23 protein-coding genes are annotated in these 25,692 nt (G+C 32.6%); 15 read left to right on the forward strand and 8 right to left on the reverse strand.

Translation table 11 applies throughout. The features are described 5' to 3' along the window. The first annotated feature begins 89 nt into the window (after positions 1 to 89). Positions 90 to 998: a M28 family peptidase gene (locus tag PW52_RS11500; protein ID WP_044633152.1), complete on the forward strand. Its 909-nt coding sequence runs from the start codon at positions 90 to 92 to the stop codon at positions 996 to 998. On the opposite strand, the gene PW52_RS11505 is transcribed toward PW52_RS11500, so the two are convergent. Continuing rightward, positions 995 to 4,417, reverse strand: a complete 3,423-nt coding sequence (locus tag PW52_RS11505) for a hypothetical protein (RefSeq protein WP_044633088.1) — start codon at positions 4,415 to 4,417, stop codon at positions 995 to 997. The two genes, PW52_RS11500 and PW52_RS11505, sit on opposite strands and share 4 nt — an antisense overlap. A gap of 252 nt (positions 4,418 to 4,669) precedes the next feature. Between PW52_RS11505 and PW52_RS11510 the strand changes: the two genes are divergently transcribed. From PW52_RS11510 to PW52_RS11525, 3 genes are all read left to right on the forward strand, one after another. Then, the gene (locus PW52_RS11510; RefSeq protein ID WP_044633089.1) at positions 4,670 to 5,431 is read left to right on the forward strand and encodes an exodeoxyribonuclease III; all 762 of its coding nucleotides are present in this window, start codon (positions 4,670 to 4,672) and stop codon (positions 5,429 to 5,431) included. A gap of 31 nt (positions 5,432 to 5,462) precedes the next feature. Then, on the forward strand, positions 5,463 to 6,419 hold the full coding sequence (locus PW52_RS11515) for an OmpA/MotB family protein (RefSeq protein ID WP_044633090.1): 957 nt from the start codon (positions 5,463 to 5,465) through the stop codon (positions 6,417 to 6,419). A 270-nt stretch (positions 6,420 to 6,689) separates the two neighbouring features. Continuing rightward, positions 6,690 to 7,721 (forward strand): NADP(H)-dependent aldo-keto reductase, encoded by a 1,032-nt coding sequence (locus PW52_RS11525; protein ID WP_082050902.1) that lies wholly within the window; start codon positions 6,690 to 6,692, stop codon positions 7,719 to 7,721. 1 nt (position 7,722) lies between these two features. Here PW52_RS11525 and PW52_RS11530 read toward each other — a convergent pair whose 3' ends face one another. From PW52_RS11530 to PW52_RS11540, 3 genes are all read right to left on the reverse strand, one after another. Then, complete coding sequence (locus tag PW52_RS11530; RefSeq protein WP_044633093.1) at positions 7,723 to 8,094, reverse strand: DUF7793 family protein; 372 nt, start codon at positions 8,092 to 8,094, stop codon at positions 7,723 to 7,725. Between the two features lie 117 nt (positions 8,095 to 8,211). Then, complete coding sequence (locus PW52_RS11535) at positions 8,212 to 9,756, reverse strand: Rne/Rng family ribonuclease (RefSeq protein ID WP_044633094.1); 1,545 nt, start codon at positions 9,754 to 9,756, stop codon at positions 8,212 to 8,214. A 389-nt stretch (positions 9,757 to 10,145) separates the two neighbouring features. Further along, on the reverse strand, positions 10,146 to 10,436 hold the full coding sequence (locus PW52_RS11540) for an HU family DNA-binding protein (RefSeq protein WP_044633095.1): 291 nt from the start codon (positions 10,434 to 10,436) through the stop codon (positions 10,146 to 10,148). 141 nt (positions 10,437 to 10,577) lie between these two features. On the opposite strand from PW52_RS11540, the gene mutY reads away from it, so the two are divergent. From mutY to gldD, 4 genes are all read left to right on the forward strand, one after another. Continuing rightward, positions 10,578 to 11,627 carry an A/G-specific adenine glycosylase gene (gene mutY / locus PW52_RS11545; RefSeq protein WP_044633096.1) on the forward strand — a complete coding sequence of 350 codons (1,050 nt, stop codon included), beginning with the start codon at positions 10,578 to 10,580 and terminating at the stop codon, positions 11,625 to 11,627. 79 nt (positions 11,628 to 11,706) lie between these two features. Beyond that, positions 11,707 to 12,147 carry a single-stranded DNA-binding protein gene (locus PW52_RS11550; RefSeq protein ID WP_044633097.1) on the forward strand — a complete coding sequence of 147 codons (441 nt, stop codon included), beginning with the start codon at positions 11,707 to 11,709 and terminating at the stop codon, positions 12,145 to 12,147. Positions 12,148 to 12,168: 21 nt separating this feature from the next. Continuing rightward, the gene (locus PW52_RS11555) at positions 12,169 to 13,473 is read left to right on the forward strand and encodes a gliding motility-associated protein GldE (protein WP_044633098.1); all 1,305 of its coding nucleotides are present in this window, start codon (positions 12,169 to 12,171) and stop codon (positions 13,471 to 13,473) included. Further along, positions 13,473 to 14,051: a gliding motility lipoprotein GldD gene (gene gldD / locus PW52_RS11560; protein ID WP_044633099.1), complete on the forward strand. Its 579-nt coding sequence runs from the start codon at positions 13,473 to 13,475 to the stop codon at positions 14,049 to 14,051. Before PW52_RS11555 ends, gldD begins: the two co-directional genes overlap by 1 nt. Positions 14,052 to 14,113: 62 nt before the next feature. Here the strand turns inward: gldD and PW52_RS11565 are convergent, their stop codons facing one another. Further along, positions 14,114 to 14,563, reverse strand: coding sequence for a ferritin-like domain-containing protein (locus PW52_RS11565; protein ID WP_044633100.1), 450 nt, complete (start codon positions 14,561 to 14,563; stop codon positions 14,114 to 14,116). 248 nt (positions 14,564 to 14,811) lie between these two features. Between PW52_RS11565 and PW52_RS11570 the strand changes: the two genes are divergently transcribed. From PW52_RS11570 to rimM, 3 genes are all read left to right on the forward strand, one after another. Next, entirely contained in the window at positions 14,812 to 15,909 is a 1,098-nt protein-coding gene (locus PW52_RS11570; RefSeq protein ID WP_044633101.1) for a lactonase family protein, read from the forward strand. A gap of 86 nt (positions 15,910 to 15,995) precedes the next feature. Then, entirely contained in the window at positions 15,996 to 16,505 is a 510-nt protein-coding gene (locus tag PW52_RS11575) for a 30S ribosomal protein S16 (RefSeq protein WP_044633102.1), read from the forward strand. A 168-nt stretch (positions 16,506 to 16,673) separates the two neighbouring features. Continuing rightward, on the forward strand, positions 16,674 to 17,198 hold the full coding sequence (gene rimM, locus PW52_RS11580; RefSeq protein WP_044633103.1) for a ribosome maturation factor RimM: 525 nt from the start codon (positions 16,674 to 16,676) through the stop codon (positions 17,196 to 17,198). A 7-nt stretch (positions 17,199 to 17,205) separates the two neighbouring features. Here the strand turns inward: rimM and PW52_RS11585 are convergent, their stop codons facing one another. From PW52_RS11585 to PW52_RS11595, 3 genes are all read right to left on the reverse strand, one after another. Next, positions 17,206 to 17,679, reverse strand: a complete 474-nt coding sequence (locus tag PW52_RS11585) for a ferritin family protein (protein WP_131453999.1) — start codon at positions 17,677 to 17,679, stop codon at positions 17,206 to 17,208. A gap of 156 nt (positions 17,680 to 17,835) precedes the next feature. Then, the gene (locus PW52_RS11590) at positions 17,836 to 18,300 is read right to left on the reverse strand and encodes a DUF2383 domain-containing protein (protein WP_044633105.1); all 465 of its coding nucleotides are present in this window, start codon (positions 18,298 to 18,300) and stop codon (positions 17,836 to 17,838) included. A 250-nt stretch (positions 18,301 to 18,550) separates the two neighbouring features. Further along, positions 18,551 to 19,000, reverse strand: coding sequence for a DUF2383 domain-containing protein (locus tag PW52_RS11595; RefSeq protein WP_082050903.1), 450 nt, complete (start codon positions 18,998 to 19,000; stop codon positions 18,551 to 18,553). A 124-nt stretch (positions 19,001 to 19,124) separates the two neighbouring features. On the opposite strand from PW52_RS11595, the gene PW52_RS11600 reads away from it, so the two are divergent. From PW52_RS11600 to PW52_RS11615, 4 genes are all read left to right on the forward strand, one after another. After that, positions 19,125 to 19,841 carry a tRNA1(Val) (adenine(37)-N6)-methyltransferase gene (locus PW52_RS11600; protein WP_044633107.1) on the forward strand — a complete coding sequence of 239 codons (717 nt, stop codon included), beginning with the start codon at positions 19,125 to 19,127 and terminating at the stop codon, positions 19,839 to 19,841. Positions 19,842 to 20,022: 181 nt separating this feature from the next. Continuing rightward, positions 20,023 to 21,201, forward strand: a complete 1,179-nt coding sequence (locus PW52_RS11605; protein WP_044633108.1) for an acyl-CoA dehydrogenase family protein — start codon at positions 20,023 to 20,025, stop codon at positions 21,199 to 21,201. Between the two features lie 44 nt (positions 21,202 to 21,245). Next, entirely contained in the window at positions 21,246 to 21,986 is a 741-nt protein-coding gene (locus tag PW52_RS11610) for an SGNH/GDSL hydrolase family protein (protein WP_044633109.1), read from the forward strand. A 135-nt stretch (positions 21,987 to 22,121) separates the two neighbouring features. Further along, a complete protein-coding gene (locus PW52_RS11615) occupies positions 22,122 to 25,574 on the forward strand; it encodes a hypothetical protein (protein WP_044633110.1) in 3,453 nt (1,150 codons plus the stop codon). The last annotated feature ends 118 nt before the right edge of the window (positions 25,575 to 25,692 follow it).

Here is a 25,692-nt window from a genome sequence, read left to right on the forward strand (position 1 = left end):
CTACTTTTATTTTTTAAACAAAACCAACTACCTAGTAATAAGTGAAAAACTCAAAACCTAAAAAACTATTTGCCTCAAGTTTTAAAGAAATGAAGAATCATTCCCACATATTCACTCTATTATTTTTCATAAGTTGCTTTTCTTACTCACAAACCGAATTACAGCAAAACTGGTTTAATGAAAACGACTTACTTAAACATGTAAAAACACTCTCTTCTGATGCTTTTGAAGGCAGAAGAACTGGTACAGCAGGCGCAGAAAAAACTAAAAAGTATATTATTAATCAATTTTATTCGCATGGCGTAAAACCATTAACCAATAAATATAGCCAGAATTTCACATTTTCAAAAGGTGTAAAACAATACCAAGCTACAAACATTTTAGGCTATATAAAAGGCACATCGAAACAAAAAAAATATATTGTAATTACCGCACATTTCGATCATGAAGGTATTAAACGTAACGAAATTTATAACGGTGCCGACGATAATGCTTCGGGCATTGGCGCACTTTTTAGCTTTGCCGAGTACTTTAAAAACAACCCACCAAAACATACTGTAATTTTAGCTGCTTTAGATGGCGAAGAACTCGGTTTAAAAGGGTCGTACTATTTTACAAAAAACCCATTAATTCCGCTTAAAAATATTATAGTAAACATAAATCTTGATATGGTAAGCCGAAGCGATAAAAACGAATTATTCGTTGTAGGAACAGACACCCATAATAGCTTTAAAAACATTGTTAACAATTATAAAAACAGTGAACAATTTAAACTAGTTATAGGACATGATGCTAACGACGATTTAGAAAACTGGACTTACTCATCCGATCATGCTAACTTTTACAAACAAGGCGTTCCGTTTTTATATTTTGGAGTTGAAGACCATGAAGATTACCACGAACCTACAGACGACTTCGAAAATATTCACCCTGAGTTTTACATTAAAGCGGTACATTCAATTATATCTGTTTTTAAAGATATTGATACACAACTTTAAAAATAAGCCTTTAACTGAATATTGCCAGTATGAATAACACGACTTGTTTCTGTTTTTCTACCAAAATAACTAAAGTTTAAATCGAGATATTTAGTCAATTTTTTTTGAGCTAAAAGCGTCCATGTAAAATTAGTTCCTGGTTGTAATCCTTCTAACATTTGGTAAGCCACTGGTGTGTTAGCATCGCCCTTAAAAGCATTCGAAAAATAATTAAACTCACCATTTAACGCACTTTTTGCACTACTAGCAAAACTAAAGGATGCTCCATATTTTTGTTGTTCTAAGCGCTCCAAATCGTCAATAATATTATTCTTATTTGAGTACTGATAAAACAAATCGAAACTAGAATTACCACCAAACAAGTATGATATTTTTGGATTAATTCTAAACTGATTTATATTAAAATTTTTACTAGAATAATTTTCGCTTTCACTTTTATTTTTGTCGTGTGCAGATAAAAAGTTAATTAACCAACTTTCCATAATTTTATGGTTAAAGTTTAATTGATGGCTTCGTATACGACTTGATAATGACCCAACGGAAAGATAACTTTGAGTGGTGTTTTCTAAAAACGTATACGAGGTGGTGTAACGCTGTTTACCTCGATTAAAAAAGAACACATTTCTAAAATTAAGCTGTAACCCTCTTTGGTTTTCTTCATCTTTTTCAAAAGGATTCAACCTAAATGAGTTTCCAAATCGCAGGTTTTTTCTATCGATTAAATAGCTGGTTTGATTATAAAAATGAGACAAAAACTTTTTAAATTTATTTTTACTAACCGACCAAGTTGCCGGATTTAATGATAGTGTACCACTAAACTTATTTTGGTGAGTTTTAAGATAAACTTGGTTAGGTAAAAGCACGCGAATATAAGTACCTTGATCGGTAAACGGTGCTACTTCAAATTCTTCAAGTTCTTGAATGCCATTATTATTATAATCGAGCCAAGTGTAACTACCTTGTCCTGGTTCGACCTCAACATATGTAAAATATTGTTCTGCTATCCTACCAGAATTAGTTTCGTAGTTTATATTTAGTTGTACCATTTGCTTAAAAAGTCTCTGGCTAAATTGCATGCGCGAGTTTACAGAATTTTCATCCTCAAAAGCATCATCATCATAATCCAGCTTTCGGTAATTAGCAAATAACACTAAATTAGTGTGTTTATTTTCGATTAATTTAGAGTTTAAATAATAAGTATTCGATGTATTTACCCGTTGCAAACTGTTATTTTTAATACTATCGTTTACACGATTTTTGTATCCTATTTCGGCAAAAACCTTAGTACTATCTCCCACTCCAAAATAGACATTGTAGGATTTATAACGCTGACTTAAATCGGTTAAATTTTGATTTTCTTGGTCGCGTTGTTGGTTATCTTCAACCGAAAATTTTGTTCCTAACCAACTTTTCTTCATACTATAAGTTAGCTGATTGTAAGAACGCAAAAACTTCGATTCGTTAACAGTAAAAGTCGCATTTAAATAACTCGAGTTTGAGGTTACTAAAAACTTATTAAACTTAACCTGTGCGTTTACCAAATGCCGATTACCATTAAACCCGTTTGAAAAACTTAAATGTTGAAATTCGTAATTAGCAATACCGTTTTTACGATGCAACATATTTACACCTGCATTCATTAATATTTGGTTACCCAAACCAAACCCTATTCCAGTTATATTATTGATATCTAAATTCCAATCGCGATTAAATTCGGGAGAATATAAACCTTCAATATTTCTAAAATTATCCGAAATGTAATCGGCATCAACAAAGGCATCGACATTTAAAACACTATCTCTTTCAACAACCGTTTGGTTGATTGCAACCTTTCCTGCGAAACCATTATTATCACCATCATTTAAATTAGAAAATAAGTTTAAATCGTTTTTACTAGCCGAAGCTTCAAAATTAATTTGTGTTTTTTCGGTTGGCGTATAACTACCGTTTACAACAGCTATTTGTAGTTTTGTAGGTGCGACAAGCTTTGTAATTGGTGCATAACCACCTAAATTTTCGCCTAAATATTCGAAAATACTATTAATAGCATTGCTACTTTTTATGCCATAATCGCCTTGGTTTTCGCCAACATAACTAAAGGTTACTAAATACAGTTCGTCTTCAGGATTGGTAGAAAACACAAAGGTTTCCGTACCATCAACAATTTCTTTGGTGTATAAAATGCGATTTTCGTCGTATTCTTGACGACTTTCCGATGGTGCTACCATTAAACTAGCATCGTCACCTGCATTGGCAAGAATAGCCACTTGTTCTTCAGATAAATTTTGTTGTAAGGGTTGATTTTTAGAATCGTTTTCTGAATACACCGAAACGCCTAATTGCAATTTTTCGCTGGTGTAATTCGTTCCGCCGTAGGCAACAAATCGAGAATAATTTCGATCACTAAATTGGTAATCGACCGTAATTCGCATTTCGGAAGTTATAGGAAAAGTAGAATTAAAAATTATTTCACCTGCGTTGTAATCAATAATATAATCTTCGCTTTCCCCACGTTTAAGCGCCATACCGTTTACATAAACCGTTTCACTGCCCGACACTACCAAAACATACAATTCCCCATTTTGACCTTGCAATTTATATGGGCCTTGGTTACCTTCTTCTGCTACAAATTGGCTGGTGGTAAATTGACCACGAACCACCGCTCCCGCCGCAAAAATATTAGTTTCATTATCAGAATCACCTAAATCAACATTAATATTTAAACCTTGCACACGTTTAGAAAAATTAGCAAAATACGAGTTGTTATTTACCAAATCTATATCGCCAGCACGTACCCGCCAACGCTCGCTAAACAACTCGATAAAAACTTGGTCGAACTCATCTAAACGTTGGCTATAGCCACTTTCTTGTAATGGTACATTAGCATCTTGTATTGAAGCTCGCAACGACACTTTATCGTTTAATTTACCCGTTATTTGTAAATCTAACTCGCTATTTAAAACAGAATTTTGGTTATTACCAATGGTTACTCCTCGGGCAATGCTTCCTGAAGTTGTTAAACCATTAAAAGGCACAAAGGTGTTTTCCTTATTACTTTGCGTAAACTTATAAAGTTGATTTTGCGCATCGTTATTTTCGGCAATTATACTTTCATCGAGTTGCTGGTATGTTTTAGTTAAAAACTTGGGAAACTTTAAATATTCAATAATTACAGAGTCGGTTTCAACTGGTTGTTTAAACCTTAAAAGTGCCTTTTGAAAATTAACCGAATACAACGAGGTATCCAATAAAACTTCAGCTTTAGTTTTTACAAAAAAGTAATTAGAATTAATACTAACGCTATCAATTAAAATAGTATCATTAACTGCAACTTTTTTAATTCTGTAATTCGATGAGCTATTCTGTGAAAACCCACAAAACCCCAACAAAAACAATAAAAAAGCAACGGTTAATTTCATTAGTTATTAAAACTAAAAATAAATATGAATATTTTATTTGTATTTAAGAAGAAGACATTTAAAAAGTAACACATAAACACCTATAATTTAAATAATTACCAAAAATACCATCAAACTAAAGCTAGAAAAAACTTTAAAATCTCTTTAAATTTAATAGTGTAAAAGTAACGTATTATTTATTTTAGCAGAAACATTAAACTTTTAAAATAAAACGCCCATTTATCCTTTGGATTGTTTACAAACACCACAATTATGAAGATTATTTCCTATAACGTTAACGGTATTCGCGCGGCATTAAACAAAGGCTTTATTACCTGGTTAGAAGCTGCGAACCCAGATGTTATTTGTTTACAAGAAATTAAAGCCCTTAAAGAACAACTCGATTTAGATGTTTTTACCAATGCCGGTTACACTTACCAATATTGGTTTAGCGCACAAAAAAAAGGCTATAGCGGTGTTGCTGTTTTAAGTAAAATTGAACCCAAACATGTCGAGTATGGCACGGGAATTGAGTCAATGGACTTCGAAGGTAGAAATCTGCGTGTAGATTTTGATGATTGCTCGGTAATGAGTCTGTATTTACCATCAGGAACTAATGATGCGCGTTTAAGCCATAAATTTAAATATATGGATATGTTTCATGAATACATCAATAATTTAAAACAAAGCATACCAAACTTGGTTATTTGTGGCGATTATAATATTTGTCACGAAGAAATCGATATTCACAACCCAAAAATGAAAGGTGTATCTGGTTTTTTACCCGAAGAACGCGAATGGTTAGGCAACTTTATCGATAGTGGTTTTATCGATTCGTATCGATTTTTAAATCCCGAAAAGCAAGAATTTAGCTGGTGGAGTTACCGTGCTAATTCTAGAGCAAACAACAAAGGTTGGCGATTAGATTACGCCATGGTTTCACAACCCTTACAAGAAAACATTAAAAGAGCCGTTATACTCACAGACGCAGTGCATAGCGACCACTGTCCAATTTTAGTAGAAATAAATCAATAAAACATCAAAAAACAACTTAATTTTATTTTTCATGCTTAAAAAAATCTCCATTTTGTTACTTCTTGCGGTAGTTTTAACCGCATGTGTCTCGCCAAAAATTTATAAAGAACTCGAAGACAAATACAATACCTTAAAAAAAGAAAATCGAGACCTTTCTACCGACAACGAAATGTTACAAAGTTCAAAAAACATTACTGAAAACGAATTAAAACAGCTAAAATCAGCTTATAACGACGCCGTAACCGAGCGTGACAAATTAAGAGCCGATTACGCGGCAACCAAAGCAAATCTAGATGCCTTAAAAGCATCGTACGAAGCTTTAGAAAAAAACAGTTCGGCAGCTATTACCAAAAATTCAGAAAAAAACAGAGAACTTCTAGCACAACTTGAAGCAAAAGAAGATGCCTTAGCCGCAGAAAGTGCGCGTTTAGAAAATTTAAAAAATGCATTAGCAGAACGCTCTAACCGTGTTGCCGAATTAGAAAAAGTAATTGCCGATAAAGATGCCGCAATGAGTGCACTTAAAGATGCCATTTCGCATGCCTTAACCGATTTTGAAGGCAAAGGTTTAACCGTAGAACAACGCGACGGTAAAGTGTATGTCTCAATGGAAAACAAATTGCTTTTCGGTTCAGGAAGTTGGGCTGTAGGTACCGAAGGTCGTCGTGCCGTACAACAATTAGGAAATGTTTTAGGCGACAACTCAGACATAGCCGTTTTAATTGAAGGCCATACCGATAACGTACCATATTCTGGCAACGGGCCACTAACAAGCAATTGGGATTTATCTACCAAACGCGCCACAGCTATTGTAAATATTTTACGCGAAAATCCGCAAATTACACCAGAGAATTTAACCGCAGCAGGTCGTGGTGAGTTTGCACCAGTAGCAACAAATAGTACGCCAGAAGGCAGAGCTAAAAACCGTAGAATCGAAGTTATTTTAACACCAAAATTAGACGAGCTTTCGCAACTATTAAACGAATAATATAATTAGGGCGTTACCACAAGGGTCGGGCTTTACGCTATATCTTCTTTGTGCCTTTATGCACAAAAAAGGATGCCGCTGCAATCCCTAACGCAAACCTTAACACAGTTTTAAACCTTTCAGTTAAACAACAACTGAAAGGTTTTTTATCTTTATCGTTTAGTAACAATAAATAGTTGTCATTCCACACTACGTTACGAAATCCATTAACAACTAAAAGTTTCAATTAATAAGATGCTGAATCAAGTTCAGCATGACAAAAGGAGTAAAATGAAATACACAACCCTACCAAATACCAATATAAAAGTTAGCAAATTATGTTTAGGCACCATGACATTTGGTAACCAAAACACCGAAGCAGAAGGTCACGAACAACTAGATTATGCCATAGATAAAGGCATTAATTTTATAGACACTGCCGAGTTATACCCAGTACCGGCCACTGCAGAAACTAGCGGTCGTACAAGCGAAATTGTAGGAACTTGGTTAAAAAAATCTGGAAAAAGAGAGCAAGTGGTTTTAGCCTCAAAAATTGCTGGAACAGGCGATTATACTGCACATATTCGCACCAATGGTTTTAGTAAAGCTGCCATAAACGAAGCCATAGATTTAGAATTAAAACGTTTACAAACCGATTATATAGATTTATACCAATTACACTGGCCAGAGCGCGAAACTAATCGCTTTGGAGTTAGAACTTATACACTAGACACCCAATGGGAAGACAATTTTAACGACATATTAAACAGTTTAGATGCTTTAGTGAAACAAGGTAAAATTAAACATATTGGTATTTCAAACGAAAACTCTTGGGGAACCATGCGTTATTTGCAAGAATCTAAGACTCATAATTTACCACGAATAAAAACCATACAAAATGCATATTCGCTATTAACTCGAAGCTTTGAAACCGATTTAGCAGAAGTATCTTTAAGAGAACATGTAGGTTTATTAGCTTACTCACCAATGGCTTTTGGTGTACTATCAGGCAAATACATAAAAGGCACAGCCGAAGATAATGCGCGCTTAAAACTATTCCCAAGATTTTCACGCTATAGTGGTGTTAATGCCACAAAAGCAGCTACACAATACTTAAAAATAGCCGAAGAGCACGGGTTAACTTTAGCACAATTAAGTTTAGCATTTGTTACCCAACAACCCTTTGTAACTAGTACTATTATTGGAGCAACAACAATGAATCAATTAAAAGAAAATATTGAAAGTATAGAGGTTACTTTAAACGATGATATTTTAAAACAAATAAACGCCGTACACAACGATATACCAAACCCTGCTGTTTAAATTAAATATTATTTAACCATAGCAATGCTGCTTCTCGAGTAGAAAACACCTTGTACTTATATTTTTCGTTATTTGCAATAGCACCATAAATAGTACTCAGGGCAGCACCTATTGGGTTATTAATTACAACTGCCGAAGCCACAGTAGTATATTGTTGTAAAGACTGATTTTTAACATCATTAAAATCTTTTAAATCTTTAACCGAAAATTTAAATTTTACCCGGTTACCGGTTACAAGCGTTTTTAGTTTTCTCGGGAGAGCTTTATTAGATTTAAACTCATTTAAATACAATAAAACATCAACCGCATCTACTTCACCATTAAGTTCGGTTTCTAAAATATTAGTTTGTTCGTTAAATTCTGAAGTTATCATTTTAAAAGAAACTCTAAGTTACAAACTTAAATTTATATTATATATTTAAGTACATCAATTAATTTTTAAACATATAATAACAAAAAACCCGCTAACTATAAAGTTGCGGGTTTTAGTTTATTTAATTTGTTTACCATTTTTATCAAAAAAATGATATTCCAGGTATGTGTAAGCATCTCTTGGTAAAATTTTCACCCATTTTTTGTGTTCTAAAAACCATTTAGAACGTTCAGATGGAAAGCCTTTGGTTAAAAAGGCTGCTATAAAAGGATGTGTGTTTAAGGTTACCTTATTATAGTCTTTTTTAAATAGTTTTTCAAGATCTTGCGTTATTTTTTGTACTACACCAATAGGTGCTTCAATTTCGGCACCATTAATACCGTTAGGATTTTCTTCACGGGTTTTAATGTCTAATTCTGGGCGTACGCGCTGTCTTGTTATTTGTATCAATCCAAATTTACTTGGAGGCAATATTTTATGTTTAGCCCGATCGTCTTTCATTTCATCACGAAGGCGATTAAACAATTTTTGCCTGTTTTCAGCATGTGTCATATCGATAAAATCTACTACAATAATGCCTCCCATATCACGTAAACGTAATTGGCGCGCAATTTCGGTAGCAGCTATCAAATTAACTTCTAGTGCTGTTTCCTCTTGATTATTGGCTTTATTAGATCGGTTTCCGCTATTTACATCCACAACATGTAAGGCTTCGGTGTGTTCAATTACCAAATATGCGCCTTTTGCCATAGAAACGGTTTTACCAAATGAGGTTTTTATTTGACGTTCGATACCAAACTTCTCGAAAATAGGAATGTTAGATTGATATAATTTAACTATTGATTCTTTTTTAGGTGCAATTTCTTGCAAATAATCTTTAATTTGATAATAAAGCTCTTCATCATCAACTGTGATTCCTGTAAAGGTGTCGTTGAATATGTCTCGCAAAATAGACGAGGCTTTATTCATTTCACCTAATACTTTTGTAGGATGATGTGCTCTATGTAGCTTTTTACTCATTGCCGTCCATCGACTAAGCAAGTTTTGTAAATCTTTATCTAGTTCGGCTACTTTTTTGCCTTGTGCTACGGTACGCACAATAACCCCAAAACCTTGAGGTGTAATACTTTTGACCAGTCGTTTTAGTCGATCTTTTTCATCTTTGTCTTCAATTTTTTGAGAAATAGAAATACGATTAGAAAAAGGAACTAAAACAATATATCTACCAGCTATAGATAGCTCAGAGCTAATTCTAGGACCTTTGGTAGATATTGGTTCTTTTACAATTTGTACCAATAGCGATTGATTTGATTTTAAGACGTCTACAATTTTGCCGCCTTTATCAATATCTTTTTCAAATGGGAAATTTTTTAAAGAAAAATCTTTTAGTTTACCTGTGCTTACACGTTTTATGAATTTTAAAAGGGAAGGTAATTTAGGGCCTAAATCGTGATAATGCAAAAATGCATCTTTCTCGTAACCAACATTAACAAATGCGGCATTTAACCCCGGAACAGTTTTTCTAATTTTGGCTATAAACACATCACCAACAGAAAACTTGTTCTCGCCTTCGTCCTTTTGTAATTCAATAAGTTTTCCATCTTTTAATAAGGCAAAATCAACATCGTCGGAACTAGATCGAATAATCAATTCTTTATCCATGTTGTTAATTTTAATCCATTACACCTATAGCGTAACAGATGGATTATACAATATTTTTCACAGGTCCCAATCTCGACAATTTCATCGAGTATATTGGGAATTATCCGTGGAGTTCAATAACACACTTTATTTAAAAAGCGCTAAAAACAAATGAACTCATTTCAAAGAACTTAGTTTTTTAAAAACCAAAAAAGTAGTCAATCACTAACTACTTTTCCGATTTATTTTTTCTTTTTATGACGGTTAGCGCGTCTACGTTTTTTACGTTTGTGCGTAGCTACCTTATGTCTTTTACGTTTTTTACCACTTGGCATAAATAGTGTCTTTTTATAAATTAATAATTATTTTAAAAACTATATTCTGCTACTTACAGAATACAGCATGTTATTTTACTTTACGTCTACATTTGTTTTAACACCTTCTACGAAAACTTTTGCAGGTTTAAACGCAGGAATATTATGAGCAGGTATTTTAATAGTAGTGTTTTTAGAAATGTTTCTACCTGTTTTCTCTGCTCTAGTTTTAATAATAAAACTTCCAAAACCTCTTAAATAAACATTATCTCCACTTTCTAAAGATGTTTTTACTTCATCCATAAAAGATTCAACTGTTGCTTGTACATCTCCTTTTTCAATTCCTAATTTTTCAGAAATTTTTGCTACTAAATCAGCCTTAGTCATACTTAATTTTTTTTATTTGGGTTACTATTAATTTTTAAAGGGATGCAAATATAGGAATTAAATATTCAATATTTCAAACCTAATTCACTAAAATTTAATATCATAAACGTTTATTTTTGTTTACCCGTTATAAAATAGCACATGAATTTTACAAGAACAATAATACATTGGTACTCAATTAATAAGCGAAGCTTACCTTGGAGAGAAACTCAAAACCCCTATAAAATATGGCTTTCTGAAATTATTTTACAGCAAACGCAAGTAAAACAAGGGTTACCATATTATGAAGCTTTTGTAAGCAAATACCCAACTATTTTTAAATTAGCTAATGCACCTGAAAGCGAGGTTTTAAAACTTTGGCAAGGGCTAGGTTATTATTCTAGAGCTAGAAATTTACATACTACTGCTAAATATATTGTTAACGAATTGCAAGGCGAATTCCCAAATACTTATAAGGACATTATAAAACTAAAAGGTGTTGGCGATTATACTGCAAGTGCAATTGCTTCTATTTGTTTTAACGAAGTCACCGCTGTAGTAGATGGCAACGTTTACCGTGCCCTGTCAAGGTATTTTAATATAAATACACCTATAAACTCTACCAAAGGAGCAAAAGAGTTTAAAATACTTGCCCAGGAACTAATTGACAAAACCCAACCAGCTACATTTAACCAAGCCATTATGGAATTTGGTGCCAAACAGTGTAAGCCCAAAAACCCAAATTGCCAAAATTGTCCGCTAAATACAAGTTGCCTAGCTCTAAGCAAACAAAAAATTGACCAACTACCAGTAAAATTAAAGACCGCTAAAGCTCAAAAAAAGCATTTTAACTTTTTAGTCTTTATTAGTAACGATGGTAAAACTCTACTAGAAAAAAGAGAAGGCAAAGGTATTTGGCAAAACCTCTATCAATTCCCGTTAATTGAAACCGAAAAAAGCACCAATGAAAAAATATTAAGAAACACACTTAAAAACAACGTCTTATTAAATAATTTAAAATTTGAACTTACACTTTATAATAGTAAACCTATAGTGCATAAACTCTCTCACCAACATTTATATACTAAATTCTGGATTATTACAGTCGAAAATATTAATGCAGAATCTATAAGTATAAAAGATATTAATCACTACCCCGTTCCTATACTCATAGAAAATTTTATTGAATCATTTAATTTTGATTTAGTTTAACACCAACAATCATATTTTTTTATTAATTTTAAAAATGACACACAAATAACTACATTTGTTGTCTTTAACTTATAAAATTATGTCTGGAACCTTAAATAAAGTAATGCTAATTGGGCATTTGGGAGATGAAGTGAAAATGCACTATTTTGAAGGTGGTGGTTGTGTAGGTCGATTTCCGTTGGCAACCAACGAAACCTACACCAATAAGCAAACTAACGAGCGTGTTACCAATACCGAATGGCATAATATTGTAGTTAGAAATAAAGGCGCCGAAATTTGTGAAAAATATTTAAATAAAGGTGATAAAGTCTATATTGAAGGTCGTTTAAAAACCCGAAAATGGCAAGACGAAAAAGGCAATGATAGGTATTCTACCGAAATACAATGCACAGACTTTACCTTTCTTACAGCAAAAAATGAAAGTGAAAATGCGTCAAGCATGGCAACACAACAAGCCAATACAGCTCAAACAAAACCTATTGAGCAAGTTGAAGCTGATGATGATGATCTTCCTTTTTAAGTTTAACTAAATTAACCCTAATTGGATCCCGACCCTGCCAGTTTAAAACTCACCTTTTTAGCAATTGATTTTTCAATTGTACTTGGTTTTGCATTATTATTTTTGCTTTTACTCTGTTCTGCATTAATTTCTGGTGCCGAAGTGGCCTTGTTCTCCTTAAGTAAGTCTGATTTAGAAGAACAAACCACAAATAAACCAAAACATATTGACATAATTTTAAATCTTCTAGATCGCCCAAAAAAATTACTCGCTACCATTTTGGTTGCCAATAATTTTATAAATATTGCCGTAGTTATTTTATTTGCCTTTTTAGGAGATTTTATGTTTGGTAGTGTAACTAATTTACAACTAAAATTTATTTTAGAAGTGGTTGTGGTTACCTTTTTAATATTACTATTTGGAGAAATTTTACCTAAAATTTATGCTAGCCGTAATAACCTAAAATTTGCCGCTTTTATGGCGTATCCGCTTCGCTTTTTAGATGTGATTTTATCACCAATAAGCTTACCTATGCGCAGTGTCACCATTGCTATACATAACAAATTAGGTAAGCAAAAATCTAATCTAAGCGTAGATCAACTATCACAAGCCCTAGAACTCACTAGTGAAGAAGACACCACTAAAGAAGAACACAAAATTTTACAAGGCATTGTGTCTTTTGGTAATACAGACACTAAACAAGTTATGAGACCACGTATAGATATTTTTGCTCTAAATATTGAACAAAAATACAATGATATTATGCCAGAAATTATAGAAAATGGTTATTCTAGAATTCCGGTTTACAAAGATAATATCGATACAATACAAGGCATACTTTATGTGAAAGATTTACTTCCTTATATTGATAAAAAACAATTTGATTGGACCACCTTATTACGTGAACCATTTTTTGTACCAGAAAACAAAAAACTCGACGATTTAATGACCGAATTCCAAGATAAAAAAGTACATTTAGCAGTTGTAGTTGATGAATATGGCGGAACATCAGGACTTATTTCTTTGGAAGATATTATTGAAGAGATTGTAGGTGACATAAGCGACGAATTCGACGATGAAGATTTAACCTATTCTAAACTAGACGAAAACAACTATGTTTTTGAAGGCAAAACTGCTTTAAAAGATTTTTATAAAATAATTAAACTTGAAGATGATACTCTGTTTGAAGAAAATAAAGGTGAAGCCGAAACCATAGCTGGTTTTGTTTTAGAGATTTCCCGAATTTTTCCTAAACTAAACAGTAAAATAAATTTTGAAAACTACGTTTTTACTATTGAAGCTATGGATAAAAAACGTATAAAACTTGTAAAGTTCACCATTTTGTAATGAATCGATTCGCCTACCTAATTATTTTCATAATTTATTTTTCTTGTAACGAAGATTATAAACCAAAGCCAAAGGCTCAACTACGTTTAGAGTATCCTGAACCTAAATACACGCCCGACAATTTAAAACTACCTTTTACCTTCGATAAAAATGTTTTAGCAAAAAAAACAACACTAAAATCAATACCATCAACCACTGATAGCTACGGAATTAATTTAGAGTATCCAGAATTAAAAGGCACCATTTTTTTAACGTATAAAGCGATTGAAAACAATTCAAAAAACTTAAGCGATTTTTTAAAAGATGCTCAAAAATTTACTTTAGAGCACACTCAAAAAGCCGCTGAAATTCCAAAGTATCCTTACGAAAACAATAAAAGAAAAGTTTACGGCATGCTGTCCGAGGTTAGAGGCAATGTAGCGTCGCCAGCACAGTTTTATGTTACCGATAGTGTACAACACTTCCTTACTGGTTCTATATACTTTTATGCTAAACCCAACTATGATTCTATTTATCCTGCAGCTCAATATTTACAAAACGATATTAAACGCATTATGGAATCGTTATATTGGCAATAAAAAAACGCAACTCAAAATTAATCGAGCTGCGTTTTTTCAAACTAACTAACCAACCAAATAGCTTATGAAACTAAATGTTCTTTTAACTTTTCACTATTAATAGCTGCCTGAATTGCGTTTTTTTGATTAAACAACATTGCATCAATACTAGGCGGCAGCGTTCTGTCTTTTAATATATCGTTATATTCTTTTAAACTTGCTTCTTCTCCTCTAATAGCCTCTTCTAAAATAGCCTCTTCATCATTATTAGAAATAAGTGATTTTAAGCTCATCCAATTACGGTGCATAGTTCCTTTAAAACTTCCAGATTCCTTTGGTTCTTCACCATAATTTAAAATTTCGCTGCGTATTTGTTTAGCGAACTCACTACGTTCTGTAGCTCGTCGTCTAAAAAATATTTTTAAATTGGTATCTTCAACATGATTAGCTGCATTTAAATACCCTTTTTCAGCATCGTAATTTTTTACTAAAAGTTCGTTTAACTTGTTAGAAATTTCTTCTGTGTACTTCATAATTCTATCTATTCATTTTAAATTTCTTGTGTTTGATTTTTGAAAAAGTGTAACTATTATTAAACACAATTAAATATTAATTACACCTTGAATTTTTACAACCAAGCTTATAGCACTTCGTTTTAAATTCATAGTAAAGATACTTAATAAGCAATGCTATGTCAAGGCATTTAACAAGGTTTATAATACCTTTAAGAGCACATTAACAAATTGATTTAAAAATATTAAATTTGAAAAAACGCGTTACTATGAAAAACATTTGGCTCTCTATTTTTGTTTTAATTCTATACTCTTGTAAAACAAAATCAACACATGTAACTTTAAAAAAAACGAATATTCCTTTATATGTAGGTACATTTACAGACGAGGATAGTAATGGCATTTATCATTTTTTATTTAACCTAGAAACAGGTGAATTAACTAATCAAACTTTGGCAGCAGAAACTAGTAGCCCTAATTTTATGGTATATTCAAAAAACAGAAAATACTTGTATACTGCCAACCGATCTACCAACCCTAATCTACCAGATTATGTTTCAGCATTTAAAATAAATAAAAATGGTACACTTACTTTAATTAACACTCAAAATAGCGAAGGAAAATCGCCATGTCATGTTGCAATAAACGAAGAAGGCACTATAATTTCTAACACCAATTATCATGGTGGCACAGTATCGTTATACCAAATTAATAAAGATGGAGGTTTATCTAAAGCTATACAAGTATTTAATCACAATACCGAAAACCAAACATCACATGCTCATTCCTCTAAATTTTATAAAAATGAATTATTTGTGGCCGATTTGGGAAGGAATGCTATTTATCAATACACCTTAAATGAAGGCAAATACAACTTAAAATCTGAAGCCATTACAAATACACCTGGTAATCCGGGTCCAAGGCATTTTACTATATCAAACAACGGAACATTTATTTATGTAATTAATGAATACGGAAACTCAATAACCAGTATAAAAAGAGATAACTCAAATTTTAAAACTATAGATTTTGACAGCACATTAAGCAATAATTCAACTGGAAAAAACTTTAGTGCGGACATTCAACTATCTAAAAACGAGCAATTTTTATATGGTACAAATCGAGGCGAAAATACCGTTGCAGTATTTAAACGTGAAGCAGAAACTGGAACCATAGAGAAAATCCAGAACATTTCGGTTGAAGGTAACTGGCCACGTAATTTCACAATAGACCCCACAGGAACATTTTTACTTGTAGCCAACCGCCGCAGTAATAACATTTCGGTTTTTAAAATAAACCAAAACAATGGCAAACTCACCTTTTTACATGACGTAAAAACACCATCGCCAGTTTGCCTATTATTTTAGTTAAATACTTGAAAATTAAAAATATTAGAGTATATTTGCGCCCTCATTAATAACCCGAGGTCGAGAACCTCAATTAATTAATTATTATGCCTGTAAAAATTAGATTACAAAGACACGGTAAAAAAGGAAAACCTTATTACTGGATTGTTGCCGCCGATGCACGCGCAAAAAGAGATGGTAAATACCTAGAAAAACTAGGTGCTTACAACCCTAACACAAATCCTGCAACAGTAGAGTTAGATGTTGATGGTGCTGTAAAGTGGTTACAAAATGGTGCACAACCTACCGATACTGCTAAAGCTATTTTATCTTATAAAGGAGCTTTACTTAAAAAGCATTTAGCTGGTGGTGTTGCAAAAGGTGCCTTAACCGAAGAGCAAGCTGAAGAAAAATTCAACGCTTGGTTACAAGAAAAAGAAGCTAAAGTACAAGCTAAAACCGACGGTTTAAGCGAAGCTGAAACTAAAGCTAAAGCCGAAGCACTAGCTGCAGAAAAAGCTGTAAACGAAGCTAGAATTGCTGCCGCTGCTCCTGTAGTTGAAGAAGAAGTAAGCGAAGAAGCTACTGAAACTGAAGCTTCAAACGAAGAAGAATAAAAAACATTTAGTTTTTATACTTTTAAACTCCGATACGTTGTATCGGAGTTTTTTATAAATAAATATGTCATTTTTGAAATACTGTCCAGACATTTATTAGTCATATATTAGTAAATTTTAAATTGAGGCTCTGACACAAGTTCGGGGTGACAAATCGATTAATTTGTCATGAAAAAAGAAGATTGTTTTTACTTAGGAAAAATTGTTAAAAAATACAGTTTTAAAGGCGAAGTTTTAGCCAAACTAGATACCGACGAACCCGAGATTTACCAAAACTTGGACGCTGTATTTTTAGAGCTTAAAAACAACTTAATACCATTTTTTGTAGAACATTCACAATTGCACAAAACAGAACTACTTCGCTTAAAATTTGAAGATGTAAATTCTGAAGCTGATGCCGATTCAATTTTAAAATGCGACTTATATCTACCCTTAGATTTACTTCCAAAATTAGACGAAGACAAATTTTATTTTCATGAAATTATTGGCTTTACTGTTACCGATAAAAACTTTGGTCAAGTTGGAATTATTAAAGCTGTTAACGACTCTACAGCTCAATCACTTTTTGAAATTGACAGAAACGGCAAAGAAATTTTAATACCAATGAACGATGAGTTCATTGTAAAAGTTGATAAAAAACAAAAAACCATCGAAGTAAGCACTCCCGATGGTTTAATAGATTTGTATTTGTAATTACAGTTTACACTGCAACTCTATTTCTTGAGCAAGAATCTTTATACACATTAATAGCGTATAATGTCATCACCAATTTCTCTTTTTGGCTTTTTAATATACTTTCCAATTTTTCAGATAAATCGAACTTATTAATAACAGCTTGATATCTTTCTATATCCATCATTTGAATTTTTCCAATTTCGCTAAAAATATATACATCATCATTCGATGATTTAATATTTTTTAAAATTTCATTCAACCCGTAACCAATCATTAATGGCGACGTTACTTCCGGATATTCAGGAATACCATTTTGAGTTCTAATAGCAGCATCTAATGCTTTTATAAACTGACTTCTGTCGTGGCTAATTAATCTTAAAAATTTAGATACCGATTCACTTTCAATCGCTTCAGAAGTGTTTATAAAAGCTTTTTCAGTATTAAAATTTAAAGCAAGTAACTTGTTAAGATGTGCTGTAATTTCCGGAGAATTTTTCATATTAAGCAGATTTAAATTTGGGGTTAATAAAGTTGACAAATTAGATTTGGTACAAGCTAAATTAGCAAAACCAGTCAATTAACAACTAAATAGACCTAAAAATTTGATGAATTTTGGCCACAAAATACCAAAATCATCGATAAAGTGTAAAATTAGTTATGAAAGGGTTATTTGTCTTGCAAATAAATCTTTATGGACTTCAATACCATATAAAGAATTAACGATAGTATTTTTTTGATTTCTTAAAGCCGCTTCTAGTTGTTCTGGTAAATCTACATTATTAAGCACTTTTTGATATTTCTCAATATCAACAACTTGCATTCTACCAATTTCGGTTAAAATTTTAAGTTTGTTCTTTTTAGCTATTATTTGTCTTAATTTAGAACTTTTTTTATTCGGCTTTGGCAAAGTGTGGTCTGGGTAAGTTGGTACACCACCTTTTTCTCGAATAGCTAGGTCTATTGCTTTTATAAACTGTTTTCGTTCGTATCCTGAAACTCGCAAAAAGTTTTTAATTACAGTACTCTCTACATTTTCTATAACATCTAAGAAAGCTTTTTCGGCCTTAAAATTAATAGTGAGTAAACGGTTTAATTGCTTATTAATCTGTTCTGATTTCATGGTTTAGTTGATTTTTAAAATGCCTAAGCATTTATGGTTCTTATTCAATAAGGAGATTTCTAAATTAAGAAAAAACACTTTAAACTAAAAACAGTATAAAAAAATTCATGAATATTAATTTATACCGTTCGTTTTATCTTATACTTAAATTATTTGTTAAAGAATAGGCGTTTTTTTAAATAAAAAAGCAAAATTTAAGCAGAATTTATATCATTATTTTATAAACAATTCGAAACTTAAACACTACTATTTATGCAACAACGGCGTATTCACGTTTTAAAACACGCAAAGTTGCTTGAATACTATCGCGTTGTTTCACCAATATTTTACATAATTTTAAAGGTAAATGTGGCTGCATTAACACTTCGTTATACTTATTTATACTATCTTGTTTTAAATTAAACACTTCATCTATCAAATCATTTTCATTATCAACAATAGTTAAATTTTTAAATTTAGATTTTAACCTATAAAAGTTTTTACTTAATGCACCTATGCGTTCTGGTGTTTGCCCTAACGCCTCAATTTCTAAGTTTATACGCTTACTAAATTCATTTCTTTCAATAGCTCGCTCTCTAAAAAAATCACGTAGCGTATCATCGTTTACGTCATCTATCATTTCACTATAAACCTTTTCTACTTCAAAATTAACTAACAATAAATCGTTAAGTTTTCCCAATATCCTATTTACATATCTCATAGCCTCTAATTTTCTAGTTTGCGGTATTAATATTTTATATACGCTCTTATAACTCTTTTTGGATTATACAATTATATTTTTTAACATTTTTTTACTTTTTTAACTTAATTTTACCGAAAAAACTATGTCAGACGCACCTTTTGTATTTAAGCAATTCACAGTTAACCAAGATAAATGTGCTATGAAAGTAGGTACTGATAGTGTTTTACTAGGTGCATGGACTAATATAGGACATCAACCATTTTCTATTTTAGATATTGGAGCCGGAACAGGTATTTTAGCTTTAATGTTGGCGCAACGATATTTTGCTCAAGTTATTGATGCTTTAGAAATTGATGCTGATGCATACGAACAATGTGTAAATAACTTTGAACAATCGCCTTGGGGGGACCGCCTCTTTTGCTACCATGCTTCGCTAGAAGAATTTGCAACCGAGATTGAGGACAAGTATGATTTGATAATATGCAATCCACCATTTTATACCGATTGTTTTAAAAGCAACGATCTATCTCGAGATTTAGCTCGTTTTCAGGACGCCATGCCTTTTCACCATTTATTAGAAAGTGTGGCCATTTTACTTTCCGAAAACAGTATATTCTCGGTTATAATACCAAAAAAGGAAGAAGCGCCTTTTATTGAGCTTGCATCTAATTACCAACTTTCGCCTGTTAGAATATGCCATGTTAAGGGCAATCCGACTTCCGATATAAAAAGAAGCTTAATAGAATTTTCGTTTACAGAATCAGACATTAAAACCGAAACTTTAATTATTGAAACCGAAAGACACGTGTATACCCCAGAATATATTGCATTAACTAAAGATTTTTATTTAAAAATGTAATTTCTCAAAAAAACAATACCAAAACTCCAGCAACCAGCAACCAGCAACCAGCAACCAGCAACCAGCAACCAGCAACCAGCAACCAGCAACCAGCAACCAAATTAAACATTTCACAAAACAAGCTCCTTTCTATTAAATATTTTAAATAAATTTGTTAGAAACCTGAATAATTTGAAAAATTATGAAACCAGATTTGTTTGAAGCACCCGATTATTATAACCTAGACGAATTACTAACCGAAGAACATAAACTCGTAAGACAAGCTGCTCGAGACTGGGTAAAACGTGATGTTTCTCCAATAATTGAAACCTACGCGCAAAAGGCAAAATTTCCTGAGCAAATAATATCTGGATTAGCCGAAATAGGAGCTTTTGGCCCATATATCCCTTTAAAATATGGCGGGGCAGGCTTAGATCAAATTAGTTATGGCTTAATTATGCAAGAAATAGAGCGCGGCGATTCTGGTGTACGATCGACTGCGTCGGTACAATCATCTTTAGTTATGTACCCTATCTGGAAATATGGTAACGAAACGCAACGTAAAAAATACTTACCTAAACTTGCTAGTGGTGAATGGATGGGCTGTTTTGGTTTAACCGAGCCCGATTATGGCAGCAATCCAGGAGGAATGACTACCAACTTTAAAGACATGGGCGATTACTACCTTTTAAACGGAGCTAAAATGTGGATTAGTAATGCGCCCTTTGCACAAATTGCTGTAGTTTGGGCTAAAAATGAAACGGGAAGAGTTCACGGACTTATTGTTGAACGCGGTATGGAAGGATTTTCTACTCCAGAGACACATAACAAATGGTCGTTACGAGCTAGTGCTACAGGTGAACTTATTTTCGATAATGTAAAAGTCCCTAAGGAAAACTTATTACCTAATAAATCGGGTTTAGGTGCGCCTTTAGGGTGTTTAGATTCTGCTAGATATGGTATAGCTTGGGGTGCTATTGGTGCCGCTATGGATTGCTACGACACCGCACTTCGGTACAGTAAAGAACGTATACAATTTGGTAAACCTATTGGCCAGTTTCAACTACAACAAAAAAAACTAGCAGAAATGATTACTGAAATTACCAAAGCGCAACTTTTAACATGGCGTTTGGGTGTTTTACGAAACCAAGACAAAGCAACCTCTGCTCAAATATCTATGGCTAAACGCAATAATGTAGATATGGCGTTAAACATAGCCAGAGAAGCGCGCCAAATGTTAGGGGCCATGGGAATATCTGGAGAGTACAGTATTATGAGGCATATGATGAATTTAGAAAGTGTAATTACCTACGAAGGCACACACGATATTCATTTGCTTATTACCGGTTTAGATATTACAGGTTATAATGCATTTAAATAATAGAACTTAAAAAACATTATTAGCATATTTAATAAAACGTTTGTATGAAATTTGTTTACACCCTAATTTATTTGGTTACACTTTATGGTTTTAGTCAAACGCCAGCAGAACAATTCCATAATAAATCGCAAGAGAACAACAAATTAATTAAAGCCTCTGGTAGTGAAAACACAAATCAAAAATCATATAAAATATTAGCTTTAGGAGACAGTTACACCATAGGTGAAAGTGTTTGCAATACTTGTAGGTTTCCCGAACAACTAAAGGATAGTTTAAACACTAGATTTAAACCTCAAAACTCTATAGAACTAAAAGTTATAGCTACAACTGGCTGGACAACAACTAATTTAATTAATGGAATTACTGAACAACATTTAGACAATAATTTTGATTTAGTAACACTACTTATTGGAGTAAATAATCAATACCAAAATCTAAATTTTTCAATTTATGAAAAAGAATTTCCAGAACTAGTAAAAACAGCTATTAAACATGGTAAGGGCAACAAAGCGAACCTTATTGTAATTTCTATTCCAGATTATGCATATACACCCTTTGGTAAAGGCAATAAAGTTATTTCTGAAGCTATAGATAAATATAATGCCTTTGCAGAACAATATTGTATTTTAAACAATATTACTTTTATTAATATTACAGACATTACGCGTAAAGGCTTAAACAACACAGAACTTGTAGCATCAGACAAACTTCATCCTTCAACTGCAGCATATACACAATTTGTAAAACGCCTTTTACCTTGGGCTAAAAAAAAGCTTGAAAACTAAGCTTTTAACTCAAACGTTTTCTTAAAAAAATACATGTTTAACTGATTTTTGTCAGCTTTTTTCAGCGATACTAAATATAAATTTGTTTCAAGGATTTCCAGAAAACGGAAATAATAACTACTAAAGAAACAAATTATGGAAGACACACGAAAAGACATTGTTCAATTTATAAATTTACAATTAGCAACTTTAGGTCAGCCCATTTATAAAGATAAACCAGGTAGTAAAGAAGTACTTTGCGACTCAGATTTTGAAAAAACAACAAGACCATTAATAATGAGTCTTAGAGAAAAATCGAGGTTATTAGCAGAACACCTTTCGCCTGCAGATTCGCGTATCCAAAGTTTTATAGACGATTATTTAAAAGATACTGGTTTTAAAAAGTCATATAAACTACCAAATAACACTCTAATTTTGTCTAAAAAAGGACAGGCAAGAGAAGCCAGTTTACCTCCAGACGGAAACTCATTTGAGAGTAATTTAGTTACATCTAAACGCTTAAAGCAAGGCGTGTTAAATAATCCTTTGCACGACAAACGTACTACTAAAGGCACATTTCATATAGTTGAAGGTCCTCTTCCTGTACCTTTAGATAAAAAAGAAGTTCCAAAAATTGTTTTTGCTCACTTTTTAAACGAAGCATTTAAACCATCAGACGAGTTAAACACTTTGCCGTTTACTTCCAACCAAGAAAACCAAGCTAAAACAATGGTTTCAATGTTACTTCGCCCAGTAGTTTGCCCAGAAGTAAAAGGTATTATTGCAGAAAAATCTTTAGAAGTTCGTTTTTATGCACCAGGTTCTTTAGTTAGTAATTTAGATTTTGTTGAAAACATTTTTGGCAACGCAGGCAATCCAAATTTAGCACATAACGATGCTGCTCTAGATCCGGAACATTGGACAGGACACACCGGTTGTATAATTCTAGCTCCACAATTATTAAAACTTAAGAAAAAAGATGTTGGTCTACCACATTTTGATGATGCTACCGAGCGCCAGAAAAAAGATGGCATGTGCTGGAAAAACGAAAACGAACTTTATAACGATGGTGGTGCTTTTAAAATTACCTGTAGAGACGATCGCGGTGTTGTAGTTACCATTATTGCAGACAATTATTATGGATATTCTAAAAAAGAAATTAAAACACAAATTAGTTATTCTGCCAACCTATTTGGTTTAGCCGAAGAAGAACATGCAGGTGGAGCCATTGCTTATGCCAGACGTGTTATGGGAGATACAGTAAACTGTTCAGACTACCAAAAATATTATGGATTAGATCAAACTTTTGAGGATGTTAAAACCTTACTAGCAGATAGAATTGAAGTAAAACCAGAAAATTATGCAGTAGATAAAAATTACCCAAATATTATTTACATTCCTGAAGCTTCATATTTCGATACTAATAAAAATTGTATTACCTGGATGCATAATGGTAAAGAGCAAAAATTAACCTTGTCTCCTTTTAAGACCTATATTCATCCGTCAGGAAATAAATTACGATTAGAAAAGCACAAATCAATCAATTTGTGGCGCATGGTTGAAACTTATCCAGAGGGTGTATTTTGCCATAAGCCGTGTACAGTGTCTGGTGGCGGTAAATCAGAAATTTCAAAATCTATGCAAAACGCTATTACTTATAGCCGTTTTAATATCCATGATATTGAAGAAGATTTTAAAAAAGCCGATGAAATTATTGAATTTGATTACTCAACACGCTGGAAAGTTAAAGACCCCAACAGACCTAAATCTAGATCTTTATTAAGCGAAGATAGAACTTTAGGCTCTGTTGTAAAACTGCTAACACCTTCAGAAGAAAACTCAGATGAGTTTAACGCATTCTTAAAAAGTATTCCTGTTCATGTACGCACATTAGTGTTATTTGTAAAACGCCTTTTTAGACAAGCACATGGTGGCAACCTTAACTGGAAAGACATGATGTCTGTTGAAATAATTAACGGTGTAAAAGGCACATCGTTACTTTACAACAACACACCTGTAGTTGGTAGTTATGTACGTATTGGTTTTAATCAAGAAGGTAGTTGGATGCTTAATAAATTACGCTCAGATTTTGCAGCGAGCGAAAAAATTCAAACAGAAGACGATATTACTGCATCTATAACATTTCCTAAAAATCAGTTTAAAAATTTAAATGAAGAATATGGCAACCAAAGTGTAAAAATAGCAACTAACTGTGAGGCTCATTTATTTCAACGTCCAGACGAAGCCATTGTACGTGGTTACGATAAAGGTGCAGAGTTAGACATTATTACAAACGGAAGGTTTTTAACCAACTACGAAATGCTAACCAAAGCAGACGCTATTGAAATTTATGAAGACACCATAAACTACGACAAATACACGCAGCCAGTAAAAGATTTTATAAAAGAAATAATTGATTCTGAAGATGAGGACACCCAATTTGTACTACCATCACATCCAAGAATTGTAGATGGAGAGCCCACTAAAAACCCACGTTATTTAGAACCAAACAAATTTTATAACGAAACGGAAGCCTCTTACATTTCAGATGTTGGGGTTCGGTTAAAACGAAAAATAAAACCTGAAAACCCTGTAATTCATGCTGTAAATGCTGTATTACCCGGTAGAAGAAATAATCCAGCCGATAGAGATGCCGGAATAAGACCTTTGGCGGTATATAACCCAATACACTATCAAGAAACACCAGAATTATTCATGGATTTTGTTTGTAGTTTAACAGGTAAATCTCCATCTACAACCGGAGCTGGATCTGAAGGTGCCTTAACAAAAGCACCATTTAATATGCTAACACCAACAACCGATTTAAATAATGCATTATTATCGCATATTTTAACCGAATCTAACGGATTTAGCACAGCCGCTGGTTATATTGGTGTAGAAAATAAAATAGATCATGATGTTAGTCTTCTAATTCCAGAAATTTGGGCTAGAATGGCTCCAGAAGATCGAGATCCTAAAAACCTAATTACCTATGGCGCTTTAGAAAAATTAGAAGATTTTGAACACAATGGAGAAAAGATTTTGGCAAGCCGTTTGGGGTATAGAATTACAAAAAAATTCGCTTTAAGATGTTTAAATAGAATTTTTGATGAACCCACTGCTGTTTTTAACGAAAAAATGCTTAAACCAGAATTACAAAATTTAGAAGATTACGTTGATGGTATAAATAACATTGTTGAAGCACAACAAAAAGTAGCATTAAATTACTTTGAAGACGGTAGTATAAATGCCGCTATTCCGCCATTAAAAATCTTGCTTAATATTATGGCATACGGTCATTATGAAGGCAAAGCAATAAGCGATACTGAATTACGCAAATTCTTCACAAGAGATTATGTAATTAATAGCGACTGGTATAAAGAACGTTTATTATTAAAACAACAAAAAGACATAGCTTATTATAGCAAAGAAATAGAATATTTAGAAGCGTTTATAAACAACCCTACTAATAGTCTTTTAGTTGAAGAAATGCAACTTACAGAACGTTTAAAAATTACTAAAAACTTGTACAATAAAGTAAAATCGCCAGAATATTTAGAAGAATTAGTAGGTACAATTGGAGCAGACCCTTTATATTATAATAATTAAGATTAATAGCTTTCTTAAAGGCCCACATAAAGTTACATTCTGTTCTTATGTGGGCTTTTTTATACTGTGCATTAACCGCTTTTTATCCAAAAACATAAAAAAAGCATTAAGAAAAGAA

The sequence above is a fragment of the Neotamlana sedimentorum genome (assembly GCF_000943565.1).
Classification (GTDB): Bacteria; Bacteroidota; Bacteroidia; order Flavobacteriales; family Flavobacteriaceae; genus Neotamlana; species Neotamlana sedimentorum.